Here is a 22,595-nt window from a genome sequence, read left to right on the forward strand (position 1 = left end):
AGGGTTTTTCAGTGACCTCACTTTTTAGGGGGCATTTTTTTATGGGAATATCAAAATACAGTTTAGACTTCAAGAAACATTGTGTAGAAACAATTAAGCAAGGCTGTCGTTCTTCCAAATCCGTGGCACACGAGATGGGATTGGACGCAACGATGGTTCGCAGATGGGTAAAATTTTATGAGCTTTACGGAGTTGCTGGTCTCGAGCGCAGCGGCAATCGGAAGTTTAGTGTAGAATTCAAGTTAAAAGTATTGAGAGAAATAGATTCAGGTAGGCTTTCAATAAAAGAATCAGCTTTAAAATTTAATATCGCCGCCGAATCAAGTATTATCAATTGGCAAAGGAATTACGAAAAATTTGGTATTTTAGGTTTAGAAAATAAATCCAGAGGAAGACCAAAAATAATGAGCGATTACAAACGTAAGAAAAGAAAATCCGACAAACCACTGACCCGCGAGGAAGAACTGCTTTTGGAAAACGAGAGATTGAGGGCTGAGATTGCAGTCCTAAAAAAGTTGGACGCCTTAATTCTGGCAAGGAAAAAACCAAAATCATAGAGGAATTAAGGCGGGAATTCGATCTGGCAGTTTTGCTGGATTGTACATCTATGGCGAGAAGCAGTTTTTATTATCATCAAAAAATGCTTCAGAAGAAAGATAAATATGCTGAGATAAAAACATTGATAAAAAAGATTTATCACAGACATAAAGGTAGGTTTGGATACCGAAGAATCACTATGGCAATCAGACAAAATGGTATTATCATTAATCATAAAACGGTTTTGAGATTAATGAAAACTCTAAACCTTAAGAGTATTATAAGAGTGAAAAGATACAGATCCTATCGCGGAGAGATTGGAAGGACAGTACCGAATATTTTGGAAAGAAATTTCAAAACAAATCAGCCAAACAGAAAGTGGGCAACCGATGTGATGGAGTTCAATGTCTCGGGAAACAAACTGTATTTATCTCCTATAATCGATCTTTTCAATGGAGAAATCATCAGTTATGAGCTCTCCGAGAGACCTGTTTTTGCACAGGTTATGAATATGTTGAAAAAGAGTTTCAGGAAAGTAAAGAATACGGAAAACATCATTCTCCATTCCGATCAAGGCTGGCAATATCAGATGAAAGTCTACCAGCAATTATTAAAGAAAAAAGGAATTATCCAAAGTATGTCCCGAAAAGGAAACTGTCTCGATAATGCGGTCATCGAAAACTTCTTCGGAACGCTGAAATCTGAGATGTTTTATACCAAAAATTTTAAAACCATTAAGGAATTGAAAAAAGAAATAAAAGAATATATTAATTACTACAATCACGACAGAATAAGGCTTAATCTAAAAGGAAAGAGTCCGGTACAGTACCGAACTCTTTCCTTTAATAATATTGTTTAATTTTGTCTAAACTTTTGGGGGCAGTCTATTTTGGAGACGTTTTTTATATACTATTTGCTAAATCCTCTGCTTCGCAAAAGGGGTTTGATATCTGCTTTATGCCCTGTAAATTCTTCAAAAGCTTTGTTCAGATCTACACTGTTACCCACAGAAAGAATATATTTTCTGAATCGGTCACCGTTTTCTCTTGTCAAACCACCGTTTGCTTTAATCCATTCCCAAGCATCGGAATCCAGCGTTTCTGACCAAAGATATGCGTAGTAACCCGCTGAATAACCGCCTCCCCAGATATGCGCAAAATATGGTGTGTGGTATCTTGGCGGAACCTGCGGAACTAATAATCCGTATTTGTCCAGCGCTTGCTTTTCAAAATCCAGAACCGGAATCAATTGTTTCTCATCGGTCACAGTGTGCCAGTTCATATCGAGAGTTGCAGCTGCTACTAACTCGGTGGTTGCATAACCTTGATTAAAATTAGCCGCCTTTTTGATTTTATCAATCAATGCCTGAGGCATCGGCTGCTTGGTTTGATAATGTAAAGCGTAATTTTTTAGAATCTCTGGCTCCAGTGCAAAATGCTCATTGATCTGCGAGGGAAACTCTACAAAATCTCTAGGCGTATTGGTCCCGGAAATGGAAACATACTTTTGATTTGCAAAAAGTCCGTGGAGTGTATGTCCAAACTCGTGAAACATGGTTCCTACCTCATCAAAAGATATCAAGGATGGTTTTCCAGCGGCCGGTTTCTGATAATTGAATACGTTTACAATGACGGGTTTCTGTCCGAGAAGATGAGATTGCGGTACAAAATTATTCATCCATGCGCCACCGTTTTTATTACTTCTGGTATAGAAATCGAGATAATAAAGCGCAAGTGATTTTCCGTCTCTGTCAAACACTTCGTAAGCCACGACATCCGGATGATAAACCGGAAGATCTTTTCTTTCTTTAAAAGTGATGCCATAGAACTTTTCTGCTGCATAAAAAACACCTTTTTCAAGAACGGTAGTCACTTCAAAGTATGGTTTGATTTCATTTTCATCAAGGTCATACTTCGCTTTTCTGACTTGTTCTGAATAAAAATTCCAATCCCAGGCTTGCACGCCAAAACCACCTTTCTGAGCGTCTATCACTTCTTGAATTTCTTTAGCTTCACGATTAGCTGTTTCAACTGCTGGTTTTGCCAGTTGAGCCAGAAGTCCCATCGCGGCTTCTGGTGTTTTTGCCATCTGATCCTGTAGACTCCATTCCGCAAAATTCTTTTTACCAAATAACTTCGCTTTCTGCAATCTCAGTTTAGCTATTTTTTCAATCGTTTCACGGGTATCATTCGCATCGCCTTTCTCAGCTCTTGTCCAGGAAGCTCTAAAGAGTTTTTCTCTTGTGTCTCTGTTTTTAAGGTTTTGCAACAAAGGTTGCTGAGTGGTATTTTGCAACGATAAAAGATATTTTCCTTTTTGGCCAGCCTGTTCCGCATCTGTGGCAGCAGCAGCTAATTCATCAGCAGAAAGTCCGTCTAATTCTTTGACATCAGAAATCAGAACTGCACCTTTTTTTCTTGCTTCTAAGAGCTTATTGCTAAATTGGGTAGATAATGTAGCAAGCTGCTGGTTGATTACTTTTAATTTTTCTTTATTTTCAGCTGAAAGATTAGCTCCAGCTAATTCAAAATTCTGAATGTAATATTCCACCAGCCTTTTGCTTTCCGCATCCAATTTATCAGTCTTTACTGCTTTGATTCTTTTATAAAGCTTGTCATTAAGATTAATCTTATCGGAATGCGCAGCAAAAATAGGCGCATACTCCTCTTCAACTTTTTGAAGATAATCATTAGTATTAGACCCTGTTAGATTATAAAAAAGAATGGTTGCTCTTGCTAAAACTTCTCCGCTGTTTTCCAAAGCTAAAACTGTATTCTCGAAAGTCGGAGCAGCCGGATTATTAATAATTTTATCGATGTTAGCCAACTGCTCCTTCAAACCATAATCGAAGGCCGGCTTATAGTGGTCATCTTTGATTTTATCAAATTCCGGTGCCTGATACTGCAAAGGGCTTTTTCTGAGGAAAGGATTATTTTTCATAGATTGTTGAGTGGTTGCAGATTGGTTTTTCTGCTGTGCGGATGTCAAAACATTTCCAGCACCCAATGTGATAAACGTTACAAGTAACGTCATTTTTATTTTCTTCATTAATAAAAATTTTGAGGATTAAATGTAAGCAAAAGTGATGATATATCAATGATATGATAAGTTATTTATCCTTATCCTCATCCCCACTCCAATAGTTTTCTTCGAAGGAAATACTGTCTAGAGCCAGTAATTCGGCTTCACGTTCCAGAGATTCCCGCAGGGTGAAGGTGATCATATCCTTGTCTTTTTCTTTTGCCAAACGTTTGGTCATTTCTTTATCTATCAGCATAAAACGTTTGCCCATTCTTCTGGCCGTATATTTTCTCATCCCGTTTTCTTTCAGAATATCAACAGCCATATCTACAGCCGTACCCAAGGTCTCTCGATAGATATTATTAACATTCTTATTTAGAAAATCATAAGCATCCAAGCGGTTTTTGGCCCTGACAAATATTTTCAGATCGGGATAATTTTCTTTACAATAATCTACCAAAAATTTATTTTTTTCGACATCGTCCAGACAAAGCACCAGCAATTCCGCTTCTTCTATTCCTGCTGCTCTTAGTAAAGCAGGTTTGGTGGCATCACCATAATAAACATTAAAACCGTTCGATCTAAGCAATGCTACTCTATCCGGATCATTATCCAAAACTGTGGAACGGATACCGTTGGCCTTCAGAAGACGACCGACTGTACTGCCAAAAAATCCAAAACCTACTATAATAATTTTTCTTTGCTTGATGATGCCAAGCTCTATATTCTCTTCATTTTTTTGTTTAATAAAACCATTATCCAAAACTTTTTCTTTGAATATCAAAAGCAGTGGAGAAATGCACATTGTAATTGCGACAATAGCCATCAGCTCAGAGTTTGCTTGATAGTCTATAAGATATAAACTCGCTGCAAAATTAACGAGAACAAATGCAAATTCTCCCACCTGAGATAATGCAAAAGCCAGGAAAAAACTTTGCTCATTATTCATTTTATAATATTTCCCGATTCCAAAAAGAACAAGTGCTTTGATTGCCAAAACAATAAATGCTGCCGAGAAAATAAAGAACGGTTTTTCTGCAATAATATTGAAGTTGATTGTCGCACCCACACTTACAAAGAAAACCGCCAGTAATAATCCTTTAAAGGGGTCGATATCGCTTGCTAACTCGTGGCGAAACTCGCTGTTAGCTAACATTACACCCGCAATAAAAGCACCTAAAGCCGGACTCAGACCCACAGAGATCATCAGTTCCGAAACTCCTATTATTAAAAATAACGAAGCAGCAGTCAGCAATTCATTTAAGCCAGACTTCGACACAAATCTCAGAAAAGGAATAAAAATATAACGCCCTAACAGTATCAACGCCAAAACTCCAAAAATAACTATGAAAGGCTGCATCCAATCAGGTACATATTGCAGCAGAATTTCCTGATGTTCTGACTGTTTTACCGCCCTCTCGGATTTAGATAAAAATGGAAGCAATGCAAGAATCGGAATAACAGCAATATCCTGAAATAATAAGATTGAAAACGATGATTCTCCGCTTACAGTTCTGAAAAGATTCTTTTCTTTTAGAGTTTGTAAAACAATCGCTGTAGATGACATTGCGAAACAGAGCGATATAATCAGTGATTTTTTTAATCCAAATCCTGCAACATAGAACACAAAGAAAATCCCAACTATACTCAGAAGCATCTGACTGAGTCCTAACCCCAGAATTCTTTTTCTAATCTGCCAAAGTTTATGAGGCTCCAATTCCAATCCGACCAAAAACAAAAGCATCACCACACCTAATTCCGAAGCGTGCATAATATCTGCCGCATCTCGTCCCGTCAATTGTAAACAAAATGGACCAATTAAAATTCCGCCAAGAATATATCCAATCACTGAACTCAACCCCAGTTTTTTTCCTAACGGAACCATAATAATGGCCGCACCAAGGAAAATCAGGATGGTCATAGCTATGGAATTCTGCATCTATTCTATTTTTAAAGTTTCTGATAATTCCTGACATTCGAACTCCAATTCCTCTTCCGATAGGTTGTCGGCATTATATATGATGTGGATTTTTTTGAGGTCGATATTGTTGACGTGCAAAGAAACTTTAAGTCCAGAAAGTAATTCTTCTACCTCGGTTTTATATTTTCCTTCCGCACTATAATTACTTTCTCTTCCGCCAACACTTGTAATGATAACAGCGTCTTTTCCAGAAAGAATGTTAATTCCGTTCTCAGAAATCCAGCGCATATCAAAAACCTCATCTATCCACAACTTCAACAAGGGTGGAAGTCCAAACCAGATGATAGGGAAATGGAAAATAATGCGTTCATATTCTACAATTCTTTTTCTTTCCCGAAACGGCTGAATATGAAAATCGGGATAATCTTCATAAAGATCTCTGACTGTCACATGATCCATAGCTTCATAACACTCAAGCAATCTAACATTTGTGGTAGAATGTTCGAAATATGGATGTGCAAAAAGTACCAGTGTCTTCTTCAAGAATCTCTATTTTCGTAAAAATAGTGATTTTTTCGTTTGAAATCAAGATTTATACCGTTACGAAATTGATAATAATTATAATCAAAAAGAAAACCCGAACAAAAAATCCGGGTTTTATTATCTCTTTTCCGAAGCTAAAAGTAAGATGTTATTCACTCTAAGCGATCTACCAGCCACCAGAAGCGCCACCGCCGCCAAAACTTCCGCCACCGCCAAAGCCTCCAAAGCCACCGCCTCCGCTGCTTCCCCCGCCAAATCCACCACCGCCGAAACTTCCTGGAAATGGAAAAAATCCGCCACGGTATCTGCGGCTTCCGCGCCTTGATAAGATCACATCGTCATCGTCATTATTACCCCAGCCATTTCCTCCATTTTTATTGATAATACTGAAAAGAATAATGATGATAATGACAATCAGAATCACAGATCCGATGTTGATTCCTCCATTATTTTTTTGTTTCTTGACAATAGGCTTGAATTTTCCCTGAACCGCTTCCATAATGGCCGAAGTTCCTCTGTCTATCCCATTGTAAAATTCGCCTTTTTTGAAAGCTGGCGTTACGAGATAATCCAAAATCTGTCCAGCTACAGATGCAGTCAAATATTGCTCAACAGCTCTACCCTGCTGGATAGACATCGTGTGATCTTCGGTTGCAATGAGGAAAACGACACCATTATCGACACCTTTTTGTCCAATTCCCCATTTTTCACCATACATTGTTGCCAGATAATTGACATCTTCACCACTTGTAGTTGGAAGAATAATGACCTCAATTTCTGTCGAAGTGGAATCGGAGAATTTGATGAGTTTTTGATTCAGCGCATCCTTTTCGGCTTCTGAAAGCAAACCCACTTTGTCATAAACTGGATAAAGTACGGCTGGTTTTTCGGGCACCAATTGAGCTTTGGAAAATAATCCAAAAATCAGGAATAATGCGAAAATATATCGTTTAAGAGAAGCTGATATCATTGGATAATTCATTGATATTTTCCCCATCTACAGGGAAATATTTTTTCAGTTCGAGTCCTGTTTTCAGAATTGCTTCCTTCAGACCTTCACAATAATTTTCTTTCGCAAATTGAGAGGTGATTTCATCGTGAAGATTGTCCCAGAACTGCTGCTTTACTTTTTTGTGAATGCCTTCGTCGCCAATAATTGTAAGATAATGCTGTTCAAAATTGACATAAAAAAGAACACCGTTTCTTTCTTTGGTCTGATGCATCTCCAGAGAACGAAAAATGGCAAATGCTTTTTTAGCAAAATCCTCTTCGGCCGTGGAATCAATATGCACACGGATCTCGCCGGAAGAATGGTCTTCAGCTATTTTGATGGCTTCCACCAGGGAAGCCATTTCTGTGTCTGTAAGAAATTGATTCATTATTCTGAAAATACGCTTGGAGCTTTTTCTGCGCCAGCTTCAGCTTTGAAATATGGTTTTTCCTTGAAGTTGGAGAAGTTGGCAATCACGTTATTCGGGAACGTTTTGATGTTGGTATTATATTCCTTAGCAGCGTCATTATAATAAACTGTTTCTGAACGGATGCTGTTCTCGATTGCTGTATATTCTCTTTGGAAGTTGATATACTGCTGATCGGCTTTCAGGTTCGGATAACTTTCTACAACTGCCATCAGACGACTCAGCGCACCGCTCAGTTCACCTTGTGCCGCTTGGAATTTTGCCATATCCGCCTCGGTCATATTTGTCGGATCAATATTAACAGAAGTGGCTTTGGATCTTGCCTCAACTACTTTTGTCAATGTTTCCTGCTCAAATTTGGCATAAGACTTAACCGTTCTTTCCAAATTTGGAATAAGGTTCGCTCTTTTCTGATAAACCGTTTCCACGTTGGACCATTTCGCATTCACATTCTGTTCCATCCCGACAAATCCGTTTCTTTTACCAATTGCCCAAAATGCGATAATACCAATAATCGCAACAATTACTACGACTACAATACAACCTTTACCTTTCATAGTTTGATGTGTTTTAAAAATTTATAGTTAAATCAAATATACAAATTAAAAGAATCCAAGATATTTATTTTTCAGAAAGCTTGGCTTCTTCCCAGAGCTTGTCCATTTCAATTAAATTCAAATCAGCCAAAACCAAGTTTTTATTGATGGCAATTTCCTCCATTTTCTGAAACCTGGAAATGAATTTGGCATTGGTTTTTTCCAAAGCCGTGTCCGCATTTAGTCCGGAAATTCTGGCGTAATTAATCAAAGAGAAAAAAACATCTCCCAACTCTATTTCTTTTTTATCCCTATCAGTCTCTTGATGAAATTCCTGCAATTCTTCTCGCACTTTCTCCCAAGCTTCATCAGCAGAATCAAATTCGAAGCCAATTCCTTTCACTTTATCTTGGATTCTGTAAGCTTTTATTATCGGAGGTAAACCTTTTGGAACGCCAGAAAGCACAGATTTGTTACCCTCTTTCAGCTTCAGTTTTTCCCAGTTCTGTTTTACGGTTTCTTCATCTTCTGCCACAGTATCACCATAGATGTGCGGATGACGGAAAATCAGTTTGTCATTCAGAGAATTGATAACATCAGCTATATCAAAACTTTGTTTTTCCGAACCAATTTTTGCGTAAAAAACCAGATGCAACAACACATCGCCCAGCTCTTTTTTGATTTCCTGCAAATCCTCATTCAGAAGCGCATCAGACAATTCGTAAGTTTCTTCCAAAGTGAGATGACGCAAGGTTTCAAAAGTCTGTTTCTGGTCCCACGGACATTTTTCCCGCAAGTCATCCATTATATCGAGAAGCCTTCCAAAAGCTTCCATTTTTTCCTGTCGAGTATTCATAATTGATGATTGATAATTGATAAATGATATTAATTCTGTTATATTTTGTTTGGACGCCTTAATCCGCCCTCCGTTCCCGCTTTTTTCTGCCATTGCGAACGAAGTGAGGCAATCTGTAGAACTTTTTACAATCGCAATGTCAGAAAAAGAGCTCCACTCAGGTCGGGGCGCGCTTCGCCACTTTTCTCCATTAGATATTAAAACTCAATATCCTATCAACAACCACCCGACAACCAGCCACCCATCAATGTGATTTATTTTGCAGCATCGGAACGAATTTGTAAACCCCGAATTCCTCTTTTTCAAACTGTGTATCAGAAATTTTCGTGAATCTGTAAAGAATCTGTTCGTCCGTTTTTCCTAAAGGGATTACCATTTTCCCACCCACTTTCAGTTGTTTCAATAGTTCCGTTGGAAGAATTTCCGCACCGCAGGTCACCAAAACTTTATCAAATGGGGCAAACGTAGGCAATCCTGCGAATCCATCACCAAAGCTTTGAAACTTTGGTCTCATGTTTAGTTCCCTTAAAATTTTACTTGAAAAATCATACAGATCTTTTTGCCGTTCCACGGTGTAAACCAAAGCGTTCATCTTGATAAGAACAGCAGTCTGATAACCGCATCCTGTTCCGATTTCTAATATTTTTTCACCTTCACTCACTTCCAACAATTCAGTTTGTTCAGCAACAGTTGACGGATGAGAAATCGTCTGTTTTGCCGCAATCGGAAAAGCACGATCTTCATAAGCGTAATCTTCAAAAACACTTTCAATGAAAAGATGTCTCGGAACTTCGTTCATCGCATTCAAAACAAAAGAATCAGTAATCCCTATTTTCTGATGCAGATAATCGATTAATTGTTTCCTTTTGCCTTTGTGAACGTAAGTATCTCTCATTATTAGTTTTAGTTCTTTAATAATTCTTCTGCAATTTCCGAAGTAAAATTTGAATTTCCAAACAGGAATCATAAAATTAAAAAATTATCAAAAAATTAACCTTTATATGAAATAAACTTCATAGCTTTGATTGTTTTTTTATTAAAAAATTAAGTATAATTCCCATTAATTGAATGACAGAATGAATGTTATGCAGAAAATAAGAGCTTACATCAAAGGAACCGGTTCATATGTTCCGCCAAAAATTTTAAAGAATGATTTTTTCGAAAAAGTAGGTTCATCTGACGAATGGATTTTTAAAAATCTCGGAATCAGAGAACGCCGAATTGCTGAAGGTGAAGTAACAAGTGATTTAGCTTACAAAGCCGGATTGCGCGCTTTGGAAAACACAGACATTACACCAAAAGACATCGACCTGATTATTGTTGCCACTTCCACTCCGGACAGACAAGCGCCATCTACAGCGTGTTTTGTACAGGAAAAAATGGAAGCACCTCAAGCGGTTGCTTTCGATATTTCTGCGGTTTGTTCAGGTGGTCTGTATGGCATTGCGATTGGTTGTCAGTTCATTGAAACCGGAATGTATAAAAATGTATTGGTTATCGGTGCTGATACTTTCTCCACAATTACGGACTGGGAAAGAAAAGATTCGGTTTTCTTTGGCGACGGTGCAGGTGCGGTTTTGTTATCCGCTACTACTGAAGACAAAGGCTTTTTCGATTTCAAATTACACGCAGACGGAACAGGAAAATACCATTTCAATATTCCGGCAGGTGGCTCAGAGATGCCAGCTTCTGAAGAAACATTAAAACAAAGACTTCATTATTTCCAAATGAATGGCAAAGAAGTTTTCGAAACGGCAACTAGAGTTTTGCCAGAAACCATTAATGAAATCTTAGAAGCCAACAAACTGACTTCCGATAATGTAGATTGGGTCATTCCTCATCAGCCAAGTATCAGAATTTTGCAAGAAACGGCTAGAAAAACCAATATCCCATTCGAAAAAGTAATGACGAATATGGACAAGTACGCCAACACTTCTGGCGGCACAATCCCCATTGTTTTAGACGAAACATTCAAAAGCGGTCGTGTAAAAGATGGAAATCTTTTATTGTTTGCTGCGGTTGGTTCTGGCTGGACCTGGGGAACTGCACTTTATAAAGCTTAAAATTTGGTTGATGGATGACAGTTAATAGTTGTTGGTGAAAAATCGCTTAAACTATTAATTACAAACCATCAACCGTCAACCAATAACTATCAACTAAATAAAATGTTAGATAATCAAACGTTTCTAATTACTGGAATTGCAGATGAAAATTCTCTCGCAATGAAAACCGCTGAAAAAATTCTTGCGAACAACGGCAAAGTGGTTTGTACAGGTTTGGGCGTAACGCCATTTCACAAAAATCTTTCCGAAAAAGCAGAATCTTTTCTCAATAAAAACTACGAAGATTTCGAAAACGCTTGTAAAAAAGTGTTGGGAAATGATGTTTACACAGCACCTTTGGATGTTACTTTACCAGAAAGTTTAAGTCATTTTGCAGATGATTTAAAAACAAAAAATATTGCGCTGAACGGTTTTCTTCACGCTATTGCAATGGACAAAACCATTAGAAATAAATCTGTAAAACCAATGCTGGAAGTAACAGCAGAGGAATTCAATGATACGATGAATGTGTCTGCGTTTTCTCTGGTTACGCTTTGTCACGCTTTACTTGCAAATAATGTTTTACAAAACGGTGCTTCGATTGTTTCGTTAAGTTATATCGCAGCGGAGAAAGTTTCGTTTTTTCCTTACATTAATATGAGCATCGCAAAAGCAGCGCTTGAAAGATTAACGATTGAAATGGCTTATGAACTTGGAAAAAAATATAGAATCCGTGCTAACGCCATTAGATTCTCGCCTTATATGGGAAGCAAAGCCGGAAATGCTACTTTGAAAGTTGAAGATGTGGAAAGAGCGAACAGAATCAGCCCGTTAGGGAATGCTTTGCCAGAAGATTTAGCGCACGAGATTGTTCATCTTTTCCGAAAAGACACCAGAATCACAGGAGAAATTCGTCACGTGGATGGAGGATTTCATATTATGGGATAGATTGGGTTGGAGAGTTTTTGGGTTGGAGAGTTTCAGGATTCTCATTATTCTTCAATATTTTAAATTTAATAATATTGTTTCTCGCAGATTAGGCTGATTTGGCAGATATTTTTTTAGCAATCTGCATCATTTGCTAAATCTGCGAGAAACTCAATTAATATTCAAGTCGCAAGCTTTGTGGCTTGAATTTTTATTTAGTTAAATTGCATCATCAAAATTATTTTAAAATTTATGAGACAAATAAAGACTGCTTTGTTGGCTTATGGCGGTTCTGGAAAATTGTTCCACGCTCCATTTCTTGAAGTTAACGATGGATTTGAATTAATAGGCGCCTACGAACGAAGCAAAAAAAATATACAAAACGACTATCCAAACGTTAAAAGCTTTAATTCTCTGGAAGAAGTTCTGGCAAGCAATGCAGAATTGATTGTCGTAAACACGCCAATTGACACGCATTTCGAGTTTACGAAGAAAGTTTTGGAAGCCGGGAAACACGCTTTGGTGGAAAAGGCTTTTACAACAACTTCTAATGAAGCTGAAGAACTGCACAAACGCGCTAAAGAAAAGAATCTGAAACTTTCCGTCTATCAAAACCGACGCTATGACAGCGATTTCTGTACTGTGAAAAAAGTTTTGGAAGAAAATTATCTTGGGGATATTGTGGAAGCAGAAATCCGATTCGAAAGATATAATCCGGAACTAAGTCCAAAAGCTTGGAAAGAAAATGGAAATCCTGGCGCGAGTATCTTGATGGATTTGGGCTCACACGTGATTGACCAAGCTTTGACATTATTTGGAAATCCCGAGAAAGTTTTTGCTGACATTAGAAAAACTAGAGATAATACTCAGATTGATGATTATTTTGATATTCTGCTATATTATCCTGACAAACGTGTGAGATTGAAAGCCAGTTTTTTTGTAAAAGAAATGACACCTTCTTATGTTTTTCACGGAAAAAAAGGAAGTTTCCTAAAACACAGAGCGGACATCCAAGAAGATGAATTGAAATTAGGCAAAATTCCGAATCGTGACAATTGGGGAACCGAACCTGAAGAAAAAACAGGACTTTTGGTTTATAATGATAGAGTTGTCAACTTCCCAACCTCCCAAGGGAATTATCTTGATTTCTACGATGATCTTTACAATGCGATTGTGAATGATAAAAAAGTTCCCGTAACTGCAAAACAAGCTTACCATACAATGAAAGTGATTGAAGCAGCTAAAGATAGTTCCGAGAAAGGTTGTACTGTTGATTTGTAAAAATAAATATTTAAAGAAATTTTTGAATACATCAACACCTTTATTTCGGTGCTTCGCACTTTTTTGAAACTCTCAGAGCCTATTTAAAATTAGTAAAAACCACATAGTCACATAGAAAATCTCAATATTAAGTGCTAAAAAGAAAAAATAGAAGCACAATTTTTCCTATTTTTTCTTTATTTTAATAAAAGCTATGTGTCTATGTGGTTGTAAAATCATTTCTGATAAAAATTTAAACAGGCTCTCAATCATTTCTACCAATATATCACTGCTTCGCACTTTTTTGAAACTCTCAGAGCCTATTTAAAATTAGTGAAAACCACATAGTCACATAGAAAATCTCAATATTAGGTGCTAAAAAGAAAAAATAGAAGCACAATTTTTCCTATTTTTTCTTTATTTTAATAAAAGCAATGTGTCTATGTGGTTGTAAAATCATTTCTGATAAAAATTTAAACAGGCTCTCAATCATTTCTACCAATATATCACTGTTTCGCAGTTTTAATGACAAGACTCAGAAACACCAAAAATTCTGAGTCTTTTTTTATGTTGAGTTCCTTTAATTCTTAAATTTACGACTTTAACAAAATGAGTTATGAAATCGCCGTAATTCGGAAATGCAAATACCGATAAAATTTTAGCGATTGCATATGACCATAACAATAATCTAAATCAACATATGATAAAAGCAGGACTTGTAGGCGCTGGACATCTCGGGAAAATCCATTTGAGATTACTGAATCAATCTGAGAAATATGAACTCGTTGGTTTCCACGATAAAGATGCAGAAAACGGACGAAAACTAGCAGCCGAATTTGGTTACAAATACTTTGAAAATTTCGAAGATCTGTTAGCATCCATCGATATGCTTGATATCGTAACTCCGACTGTATATCACTACGATTATGCGATAAAAGCGATTGAAAAAGGAATCCACTTTTTCATCGAAAAACCTGTGACACAAACTCTGGAACAAGCGGAGGAAATCCTTTCAAGATGTAGAGAATTCGGAATCAAAGCGCAAGTTGGTCACGTGGAAAGATATAATCCAGCGTTCATTGGAGCGAAAGATTATATTAAAAATCCAATGTTTATCGAGATTCACAGATTAGCGGAGTTCAATCCGAGAGGAACGGATGTTTCTGTGGTTTTGGATTTGATGATCCACGATTTGGATATTTTGTTGAGTTTGGTAAAGTCTAAAGTAAAAGAAATCCACGCCAGCGGTGTTTCTGTGGTGAGCAAAACGCCGGACATTTGCAACGCCAGAATTGAGTTTGAAAATGGTTGTGTAGCAAACTTGACAACTTCCAGAATATCGATGAAAGCAATGCGAAAATCCAGATTTTTCCAGCAAGATGCTTATGTATCTGTAGATTTCTTGGAGAAAAAAGCAGAAGTTATCCGTATGAAACCTGCGCCGGAAAATCCGTCTGATTTTGATATGATTATCGAAAATGCGGAAGGCGAGAAAAACCAAATTCTTTTCGAATATCCGAATATCCAACCAAACAATGCAATTCTTGACGAATTGGAAAGTTTTGCAAATGCCATTGACAATGATTTGCCTGTTCAGGTTTCTTTGGAAGATGGAACTGAAGCTTTAAAAGTGGCTTTGGAGATTATGAGGTTGATACAGAAATAATCGGTTGAAAATTTAAACACAAATGAATCTCCAATCCTTAGAATCCGAGCTCAAAAAACGTCTTGATTTCCCTTACACTTGGGGAAGAAAGCAGTCGGATGAATGGGATAGAAAAACGAAATTCATTTACCAAACTCAGGATTTTGAAAGCCTGGAAACTCAATGTAAAGATTTTGATAATGAACTGAGAAATTACGCTTTCAATCGTTGGCTGAATTTCTGGTCCGCAAAGGCGATTGAACAAATATTTACAAATTACCCAAACGTCAGAAAAGAAGAAAATCAGTTTTCGAAAACTGTAGATTTTTATATTTCAGAGATTCCATTTGATCATAAAAGCAGTGTGTTTCCAAAACAATTTGGGCAAAGTCTAGATTATGCGATTGAACACAAGAAAGAATTGATCGAATGGCTTTACCAAAATCAAAGTCAGCAAGGACGGAAACATCTTGAAAACCGATTGTTTATTATCTTCTTTGATGAAAAAAATGGAGAACATTGGAAAATGAAAACCGAATTGACACTAATCCAAGAAAAAATTGAAGATTATTTGGGTAATTTTTCCAAGGATAATTTAGTTTCTTTAAATTTGGAGTTTGATAAAATTTTTTCCGATATTATTTGGATAAAAAAATGAAATTTTAAAATAAATTTTTCAATCAAACTAATGAATTACAAAGATTTTGTAATGACTTCATTACAAAATTATTCAATAAGTAAAAACCAAAAATAGTAAACAATGGAAAATAAGATAAAGGTTGTAGAATTGTTTGCAGGAGTTGGTGGCTTCAGACTTGGATTAGAAGGTTGGAGAGGAAAATCTGCTAGTTCAAATTACAAAGAAACTTTTGAAAGTTCGTACGAAGTTGTTTGGAGCAATCAATGGGAACCATCTACAAAAATCCAACATGCTTCTGCTGTTTATGAATATCGTTTTGGGATGGATAATCATTCAAATATAAATATTGCGAATGTGGATATTTCAGATATTCCAGATCACGATTTATTAGTAGGCGGTTTCCCTTGCCAAGATTATTCGGTTGCAACAACATTAAAAAATTCCAAAGGACTAATTGGAAAAAAAGGTGTTTTGTGGTGGTCAATTCACAAAATTCTTTCAGAAAAAGAAAACAAACCTAAATATTTATTTCTTGAAAACGTGGACAGACTTTTAATCTCACCATCTGGACAACGTGGACGAGATTTTGCAATTATTCTTCAAAGTTTAAACGAATTAGGTTACGCTGTAGAATGGCGAGTAATAAATGCTGCCGATTTTGGAATGCCACAAAGACGAAGAAGAATTTTTATTTTGGCTTATTTGAACAACACAGAAATTTACGAAAACATCAAAAACTCTAAATCAATTGAATGGATCTTGGAAGACGGAACTTTAGCAAATTCATTTCCAGTAACAACTGAAAATAAATCATTTCCAAGACAATTTAAATTAAAAGGCGACATTGTTTCAATTTCCGAAAATTTCAACAAAGGCGGAAAAACAGGTATGTTTGAAAACTCTGGATTGATGATTGACGGAAATGTTACAACCATAAAAACGCAACCAAATTACGAGGGAAAATTTACAATTTTAAAAGACTTAATCCAAAACGGAGAAGTTACCGAAGAATTTTATATCAGCAATGAAGAACTCGACAAATGGAAATATTTGAAAGGTCCGAAAAAAGAAATGCGTAAAAATGCAGACGGTTTTGAGTACAATTATAGCGAAGGCGGAATGATTTTTCCTGATCCATTAGACAAACCATCAAGAACAATTATAACAGGAGAAGGCGGAAAATCTGCATCGAGATTTAAACACGTAATTCAAACACCAAAAGGTTTTAGAAGATTGTCGCCTGTTGAACTGGAACGCTTAAATATGTTTCCTGACGACCACACGAAATTAAACGGAATTTCAGACACAAAGCGAGCGTTTTTTATGGGAAATGCTTTGGTTGTTGGTGTTATAGAAAAAATTGGAATTGCTCTAACAGAAAAAATAAAGAATGAAGTTACCGTATAATCCAGAAGATAAAAAATCAATCATAGAGTTTGCAATGTTGCTTAAAGATAAATCTTTACGACAAGTTTGTGATGAAACTGCTATTAAGAATGACAGAAAAGGAAAAGGACATTTTGGACAAATACTTGAAGAGTTTTATTTTCAATACAAACCGAATTCTGATGCTGAACCTGATTTTCCAATTGCGAAACTTGAACTAAAATCTTCACCATTAAAACAACTTAAAAACAATGAATATCGCTCAAAAGAGCGATTAGTTTTAAACATCATTAACTATATAAATGTTGTAAACCAAAATTTTGAAAATAGTGATTTTATTAAAAAGAATGCAAGCATTCTTTTGATTTTCTATTTGCATCAAGCTGGTTACGATATTTTAGATTACCTTATAAAATTGGTTGATGAATGGAGTTTTCCATCAACCGATTTAGAAATTATCAAAAAAGATTGGGAAACAATCACTAAAAAAATTGCTGACGGAAAAGCACACGAACTTTCGGAAGGCGACACTTTTTATCTTGGAGCTTGTACGAAAGGTGCAAATGCTTCAACGATAAGAAAACAACCATTTTCGGAAATTCCGGCAAAACAAAGAGCGTATTCTTTTAAACAAGGTTATGTAAATCATATTATTGCATCAATTGCAGGAGAAACAAAAGAAGTTTACGGCAAACTTATTCCGTCTGTAAAAGAAGCAAAAAAGAAAACGATTGAGGAAATTGTAATTGAGAAATTTAAACCTTATTATGGAAAAACAACTGAAGAGATTTTAGACAAAACTGGCGTTGAATTGAATACTTCCGCAAAAAGTTTCTACGCAAATTTGACAAAAGCGATTTTAGGAATTGAACTCAATAAAGAAATTGAAGAATTTGAAAAAGCAGAAATTCAAGTAAAAACTGTTCGACTAAAAGAAAATAATTTACCCAAAGAAGATATGTCGTTTCCGACTTTCAAATACGAAGAAATCGTAAACGAAGATTGGGAAAACTCTGATTTTAAAGACATTTTAGAACATAAATTTTTGTTTGTGTTTTTCCAATTTGAAAACGAAAAACTGGTTTTACGAAAAGTAAAATTTTGGAATATGCCGTATTCTGATTTACTCGAAGTTGAAAAAGTTTGGATGAAAACGCAACAGATAACTGCTAAAGGAGAAATAGTAAAAGGCTTTAAAACTGACAAAAATGGGAAAGTAAGTCGTGAAACAAACTTTCCAAATAAAAAATTTAGCAATATTTCTCACGTTCGACCTCACGCAAAAGATGCTTCCGACACTTATTCATTACCAAAAAAAGACAAACTGACGAAACAAACACAATATACAAAACATTGTTTTTGGCTTAACAATAGTTATATTAGAGACGAAATTTATCTGAAATAGCATTTAAAAAATTAATGAATTACATCGGTTCCAAAAACAAACTTTCTGATTTCATCAAGCAAAGCGTTTATCAAGTTGTTGGTAAAGATTTATCCAACAAAACCTTTTGCGATCTCTTCGCCGGAACCGGAATTGTCGGGCGAAATTTCAAAGCAGAAACTAAAAAAGTCATCAGCAACGATTTCGAATTTTATAGCTTTGTTCTCAATAGAAATTATATTGGAAATCATCAAACAGTTGAATTTGAAAATTTAATAAAAGAATTGAATTCTATTGAAGGGAAATCTGGTTTTGTCTCAGAAGAATATTCGGAAAATGGGAAATCGGAAAGGCTTTATTTTTCGGAAGACAATGGAAAAAAAATTGATGCCATCCGACAAGAGATAGAAAAATGGAGATCTTCAAAAAAAATCAATGAAAATCAGTATTATTTTCTGCTTTGTTCACTTTTGGAAGCTGCTGATAAGGTTGCCAACACCGCTTCGGTTTATGGTGCTTTTCTCAAACAAATCAAAAAATCTGCTCAGAAAGAACTGGAGTTAGTTCCATCTAATTTTGAAATAACGGAAAATCAACACGAGGTTTATAATGAAGATTCTAATGCATTGATAAAAAAAATTGAAGGCGATATTCTCTATCTCGATCCGCCTTATAATGCTCGTCAATACGGCGCAAACTATCATCTTCTGAACACCATTGCGAAATATGATCACTTCTCTCCAAAAGGGAAAACGGGACTGAGAAATTATCAAAAATCAAAATATTGCAGCAAACCAGAAGTTCTAAAAACTTTTGAAAACCTCATCCAAAACGCACAGTTTCAGCACATTTTCCTTAGTTATAATAATGAAGGACTGATGTCGGAAAGCGATATCAAAAAGACACTTTCCAAATTCGGGAAATATGATATATTTACAACCGAGTATCAGCGTTTCCGTGCGGATAAGGAAGAAAACAGAAATCACAAAGCTTCGGGAACGACAGAGTATCTTTATTATCTTGAGAAATTACATTAATGAAATTTATATTTTCTTTTTTGTTGACTTTAGTTTCATTGACAATTTTCTGTCAAAAAGATAATTATGAAGTTGCTAAAAAAGAATTTGAGAACTTTATTTTCAGTTCAGATTCAATCAAAATTCAGAATATCAAGAATAGGAAATTTGAAAAAATACCTGATATTCAGGAATACAATCATCCTATTACAAGATCACTTGATTTTGATTTAAAAGAAAGCATTTACGAGTTGAGACTCATGTATTCTGTTAATCATATTCTACGAGGAAGAGGAGTCAGAATACATTTATTTTACTTAGGAGGGAAAGACGTTGGAAAAATTATTGATTATAATCAATATGAAAGTGAAGCAAAACAGATTTCCAGCAAATTTAATGGTGAATTCATCAACTATATTGTAAAACATAATTCTTTTTATAATACAAAAACCAATAAAGAGCAGTTTGTCAGAGATATTTTGAATAGGAAAATTTACGGTGACGCTTGTGGTTACGAAATGACTAGGATTAAAAAAATTGATGATGTAGAAAGAGACAATATTGAAAATGTAGATAAATATATAGAATGGATGAAATCCTACAATCCTGAATTACAAATGTGGGGATATTCGGAAATTGAAAAATTATTTAAGAAGAATTTGATTGAATTAGAATCTGATGAATTAAAGATTTATAATCATATCCAAGAAAGAAATTTAGTTATCGAAACTTGTTCCGGATGTACTTTCGGAATTTTTGAAAAAGTATTTAAATAAAAAAATTATATATATGAAAAACATTGTTGTAATAGGTGCTGGAACTATGGGAAATGGGATTGCCCATACTTTTGCTCAAAGTGGATTTGCAGTAAGTTTGGTAGATGTCAATCAAAACAGTTTGGACAAAGCCATCCAAACCATCACTACCAATCTTGATCGAATCATCGCCAAAGGAAACTTGACCGAGGAAGAAAAAGCAAACACCCTCGCAAACATTACAACATTCACAAATTTGAAAGATGCAGCACCCAAAGCTGATTTAATAGTAGAAGCTGCGACGGAAAATCTGGATTTGAAATTAAAAATCTTCAAACAAATAGATGAGCTGGCACCGGAAAACTGTATTCTAGCAACTAATACATCATCTATCTCAATTACTCAAATTGCAGCTGCAACCAAGCGTCCGGAAAAAGTCATCGGAATGCACTTCATGAATCCGGTTCCGATTATGAAACTGGTAGAAATCATCAAAGGCTACTCCACTACCAAAGAAACATTTGATGAAATTTTTGAATTGAGCAAAACTTTAGGAAAAGTTCCAACCGAAGTGAATGATTATCCTGGATTTGTCGCCAACAGAATTCTGATGCCGATGATCAACGAAGCTATCGAAACACTTTACAACGGTGTAGCTGGCGTGGAAGAAATTGATACCGTGATGAAACTCGGAATGGCGCATCCAATGGGACCTTTGCAATTAGCAGATTTCATAGGTCTTGATGTTTGCCTTGCTATTTTGAACGTAATGTACGATGGTTTCAAAAATCCGAAATATGCTCCGAATCCATTACTCGTCAATATGGTAATGGCAGGCAAAAAAGGTGTAAAATCTGGTGAAGGTTTCTATGATTATTCCGAAAGTAAAAAGGCAGAGAAAGTGTCTAAAATGTTCGTGAAATAATCAATCTCCGGATTACAAAAATTAGTAATTTCGAATTACGATTAATAACTTTGTCAGAATCAGCATTTGGTTCTGACTTTTTTTATGAAAAAACTATGATTACTTTTAAACTCAAGCCCGCAAAAGAAAAATACATTCAGATATTACTGATTATCATCACGTACATTATGATAATTCTTCGGTTTCTTTTGAATGAAAAAGGACGTGTTAGTCCGGATTCTATCCGTTATATGAGGCAATCTGAGATTTTTCCTGTTATAGATAATACCACGGCTCCGCTCGGTTATCCGCTAGCCATTAAGTTTTTCACTTTTTTTGAGCTGGATCACTTTTGGAGCAGTAAGCTTGTTGGACTATTGGCATACACTGTCATTCTGATTTTTGCATACAGAAAACAGTTTTTCTTCAAAGAACTGATGATTATTTCTTCTTTATTCAGCTTTGTCAGTATTTTTTCATTTACAATGAGTGAAGAAATGATCCTTCCTTTTGTCGTGATTTATTTTTATTTAGGAAGACAGATTATAAACCAAAAATATACTTTAGCAAAAGGGAGTTTTTATTTGAGTCTATGCTTGATTGTAATGATTAATATCCGGTACAGCGGCTTATTTTTCTGCTTTGGAAATATCATTTTCGGATTGATGAATTTCAGGAAAAATTATTGGAAAAGCTTTGGTTTAAGCGGAATTGTAGGTATTCTGTTCTACGTTATTTACAAATTTACTTTTATTGATTATTTTAATGAAAAATACATCGATACTTTTTTAGAAATAGGCCTCAAATCTACATCTCAGCTTCTTTTGGAACTGTTCCAGGGAATGGCAACCACTTTCAATCCGTTCATCCACATTGCAGATCCAAATGGCGGAATTATCAACTACGGAATTTATGGAATTGGTTTTTTGACAATGCTGCTAATGCTTTTTCTATTCATCAAAACCAAACTTAGTGATACAGAAAAATTTATAGTTATAAGTTCTTTAGTCTGCATCGTGTTGTCTTATTTTATACAATATATCTATTCTGTTAATGCGATAGATTACCGACTGATGGCTCCTTTTTCCATTGGAATTTGGATGGTATTTTTCCGGAAGCTGTTCACTGTTTTCGGGGCATTGACGTATACCATAGGATTTGCAAGTCTTTCAGTTGGCTTTCTTTTTACCTGGCTATCTAAAGGAAATTACCTGGAAAACAGAAAGGCAATAACTACATTTTTAAAAGACGAAAACCTGATGCATAGCAAACTGAAGTTCTATGTGAAAGATCTAGAAGATAATGACGTACAGACTGCGGAACTTATCAGCACCGTAAATCCTCATATCTATTATACCTTTACAGCTTCTGACACATTAAAAAATGATGTGCTGACAAGATATAAAGTGGAGAAAAAAATCAGCATCAAAAAAAATAAATATCAATAATTGTTTTAGGGATTTTTTCTATCTTTGAAAATTAGAGATTATAATCTTTCTCTGATTTATTTTAAAAATTTTTATTATGAAATTACCAAAGTTTTTATTGGCCGACAATTCTGATTTCCCGGAAGATCTATTCGTAGTGCATACAGAATATCCTCGTTTCATCCTTAATGTAGAAGAAGAAGATGTGGAGTGGCTGGATGATCTTGAAGGTGACGATGAAGAAACTGTAGCTACTGAAGCTACTAAAGTTGTAGAAGAAGCCTTCAAATGGTGTGACGAAGAACTTGCGAAATACGACGAAGAAGGAGAAGAAGAATAAAAAAAAGAGCTCAAATTTGGAGGTCACTGAAAAACCC

General features: G+C 35.6%; 21 protein-coding genes. 13 read left to right on the forward strand and 8 right to left on the reverse strand.

The window, feature by feature from the left end:
- Positions 1–47 precede the first annotated feature (47 nt).
- A protein-coding gene (locus tag EGH73_RS14400; protein ID WP_394338734.1) for an IS3 family transposase occupies positions 48–1,396 on the forward strand; the annotation gives its coding sequence in 2 pieces (ribosomal slippage) (positions 48–537 and positions 537–1,396; 1,350 coding nt in all).
- Between the two features lie 50 nt (positions 1,397–1,446).
- Here EGH73_RS14400 and EGH73_RS07265 read toward each other — a convergent pair.
- The 8 genes from EGH73_RS07265 to EGH73_RS07300 form a co-directional block, all read right to left on the reverse strand.
- A complete protein-coding gene (locus tag EGH73_RS07265) occupies positions 1,447–3,477 on the reverse strand; it encodes a M3 family metallopeptidase (protein WP_245985467.1) in 2,031 nt (676 codons plus the stop codon).
- 169 nt (positions 3,478–3,646) lie between these two features.
- Complete coding sequence (locus tag EGH73_RS07270) at positions 3,647–5,497, reverse strand: cation:proton antiporter domain-containing protein (RefSeq protein WP_123281291.1); 1,851 nt, start codon at positions 5,495–5,497, stop codon at positions 3,647–3,649.
- On the reverse strand, positions 5,498–6,022 hold the full coding sequence (locus EGH73_RS07275) for an NAD(P)H-dependent oxidoreductase (protein WP_123281292.1): 525 nt from the start codon (positions 6,020–6,022) through the stop codon (positions 5,498–5,500).
- A 166-nt stretch (positions 6,023–6,188) separates the two neighbouring features.
- Positions 6,189–6,992, reverse strand: coding sequence for a TPM domain-containing protein (locus EGH73_RS07280; protein WP_123281303.1), 804 nt, complete (start codon positions 6,990–6,992; stop codon positions 6,189–6,191).
- Positions 6,973–7,404 (reverse strand): TPM domain-containing protein, encoded by a 432-nt coding sequence (locus EGH73_RS07285; RefSeq protein ID WP_089770927.1) that lies wholly within the window; start codon positions 7,402–7,404, stop codon positions 6,973–6,975. Before EGH73_RS07285 ends, EGH73_RS07280 begins: the two co-directional genes overlap by 20 nt.
- A complete protein-coding gene (locus tag EGH73_RS07290; RefSeq protein ID WP_089770928.1) occupies positions 7,401–7,997 on the reverse strand; it encodes a LemA family protein in 597 nt (198 codons plus the stop codon). Before EGH73_RS07290 ends, EGH73_RS07285 begins: the two co-directional genes overlap by 4 nt.
- 64 nt (positions 7,998–8,061) lie before the next feature.
- Positions 8,062–8,832, reverse strand: a complete 771-nt coding sequence (gene mazG, locus EGH73_RS07295; protein ID WP_123281304.1) for a nucleoside triphosphate pyrophosphohydrolase — start codon at positions 8,830–8,832, stop codon at positions 8,062–8,064.
- A 244-nt stretch (positions 8,833–9,076) separates the two neighbouring features.
- Positions 9,077–9,727, reverse strand: coding sequence for a protein-L-isoaspartate(D-aspartate) O-methyltransferase (locus EGH73_RS07300; protein WP_123281305.1), 651 nt, complete (start codon positions 9,725–9,727; stop codon positions 9,077–9,079).
- A gap of 190 nt (positions 9,728–9,917) precedes the next feature.
- Between EGH73_RS07300 and EGH73_RS07305 the strand changes: the two genes are divergently transcribed.
- The 12 genes from EGH73_RS07305 to EGH73_RS07360 all read left to right on the forward strand — a co-directional run bounded on the left by EGH73_RS07305 (position 9,918) and on the right by EGH73_RS07360 (position 22,558).
- Positions 9,918–10,895 carry a 3-oxoacyl-ACP synthase III family protein gene (locus EGH73_RS07305; RefSeq protein ID WP_123281306.1) on the forward strand — a complete coding sequence of 326 codons (978 nt, stop codon included), beginning with the start codon at positions 9,918–9,920 and terminating at the stop codon, positions 10,893–10,895.
- Positions 10,896–10,997: 102 nt separating this feature from the next.
- Positions 10,998–11,822 (forward strand): SDR family oxidoreductase, encoded by an 825-nt coding sequence (locus EGH73_RS07310; RefSeq protein ID WP_123281293.1) that lies wholly within the window; start codon positions 10,998–11,000, stop codon positions 11,820–11,822.
- A 231-nt stretch (positions 11,823–12,053) separates the two neighbouring features.
- A complete protein-coding gene (locus EGH73_RS07315; RefSeq protein ID WP_123281294.1) occupies positions 12,054–13,082 on the forward strand; it encodes a Gfo/Idh/MocA family oxidoreductase in 1,029 nt (342 codons plus the stop codon).
- A 679-nt stretch (positions 13,083–13,761) separates the two neighbouring features.
- Positions 13,762–14,727 carry a Gfo/Idh/MocA family protein gene (locus tag EGH73_RS07320; protein WP_123281295.1) on the forward strand — a complete coding sequence of 322 codons (966 nt, stop codon included), beginning with the start codon at positions 13,762–13,764 and terminating at the stop codon, positions 14,725–14,727.
- Between the two features lie 22 nt (positions 14,728–14,749).
- Complete coding sequence (locus EGH73_RS07325; RefSeq protein WP_123281296.1) at positions 14,750–15,364, forward strand: hypothetical protein; 615 nt, start codon at positions 14,750–14,752, stop codon at positions 15,362–15,364.
- Positions 15,365–15,466: 102 nt separating this feature from the next.
- On the forward strand, positions 15,467–16,753 hold the full coding sequence (gene dcm, locus EGH73_RS07330; RefSeq protein ID WP_123281297.1) for a DNA (cytosine-5-)-methyltransferase: 1,287 nt from the start codon (positions 15,467–15,469) through the stop codon (positions 16,751–16,753).
- The gene (locus EGH73_RS07335; protein ID WP_123281298.1) at positions 16,737–18,137 is read left to right on the forward strand and encodes a Sau3AI family type II restriction endonuclease; all 1,401 of its coding nucleotides are present in this window, start codon (positions 16,737–16,739) and stop codon (positions 18,135–18,137) included. The genes dcm and EGH73_RS07335 overlap by 17 nt, the downstream gene beginning before the upstream one ends.
- 14 nt (positions 18,138–18,151) lie before the next feature.
- Positions 18,152–19,153 (forward strand): DNA adenine methylase, encoded by a 1,002-nt coding sequence (locus tag EGH73_RS07340; protein ID WP_123281299.1) that lies wholly within the window; start codon positions 18,152–18,154, stop codon positions 19,151–19,153.
- Positions 19,153–19,908, forward strand: coding sequence for a hypothetical protein (locus EGH73_RS07345; RefSeq protein WP_123281300.1), 756 nt, complete (start codon positions 19,153–19,155; stop codon positions 19,906–19,908). Before EGH73_RS07340 ends, EGH73_RS07345 begins: the two co-directional genes overlap by 1 nt.
- Before the next feature lie 13 nt (positions 19,909–19,921).
- Positions 19,922–20,812 (forward strand): 3-hydroxyacyl-CoA dehydrogenase family protein, encoded by an 891-nt coding sequence (locus EGH73_RS07350; RefSeq protein ID WP_123281301.1) that lies wholly within the window; start codon positions 19,922–19,924, stop codon positions 20,810–20,812.
- Positions 20,813–20,907: 95 nt separating this feature from the next.
- Positions 20,908–22,239, forward strand: coding sequence for a hypothetical protein (locus EGH73_RS07355; protein ID WP_148041687.1), 1,332 nt, complete (start codon positions 20,908–20,910; stop codon positions 22,237–22,239).
- Between the two features lie 76 nt (positions 22,240–22,315).
- A complete protein-coding gene (locus EGH73_RS07360; protein WP_089770938.1) occupies positions 22,316–22,558 on the forward strand; it encodes a hypothetical protein in 243 nt (80 codons plus the stop codon).
- Positions 22,559–22,595 lie beyond the last annotated feature (37 nt).

Source organism: Epilithonimonas hominis (genome assembly GCF_003730015.1).
Lineage (GTDB): Bacteria > Bacteroidota > Bacteroidia > Flavobacteriales > Weeksellaceae > Epilithonimonas > Epilithonimonas hominis.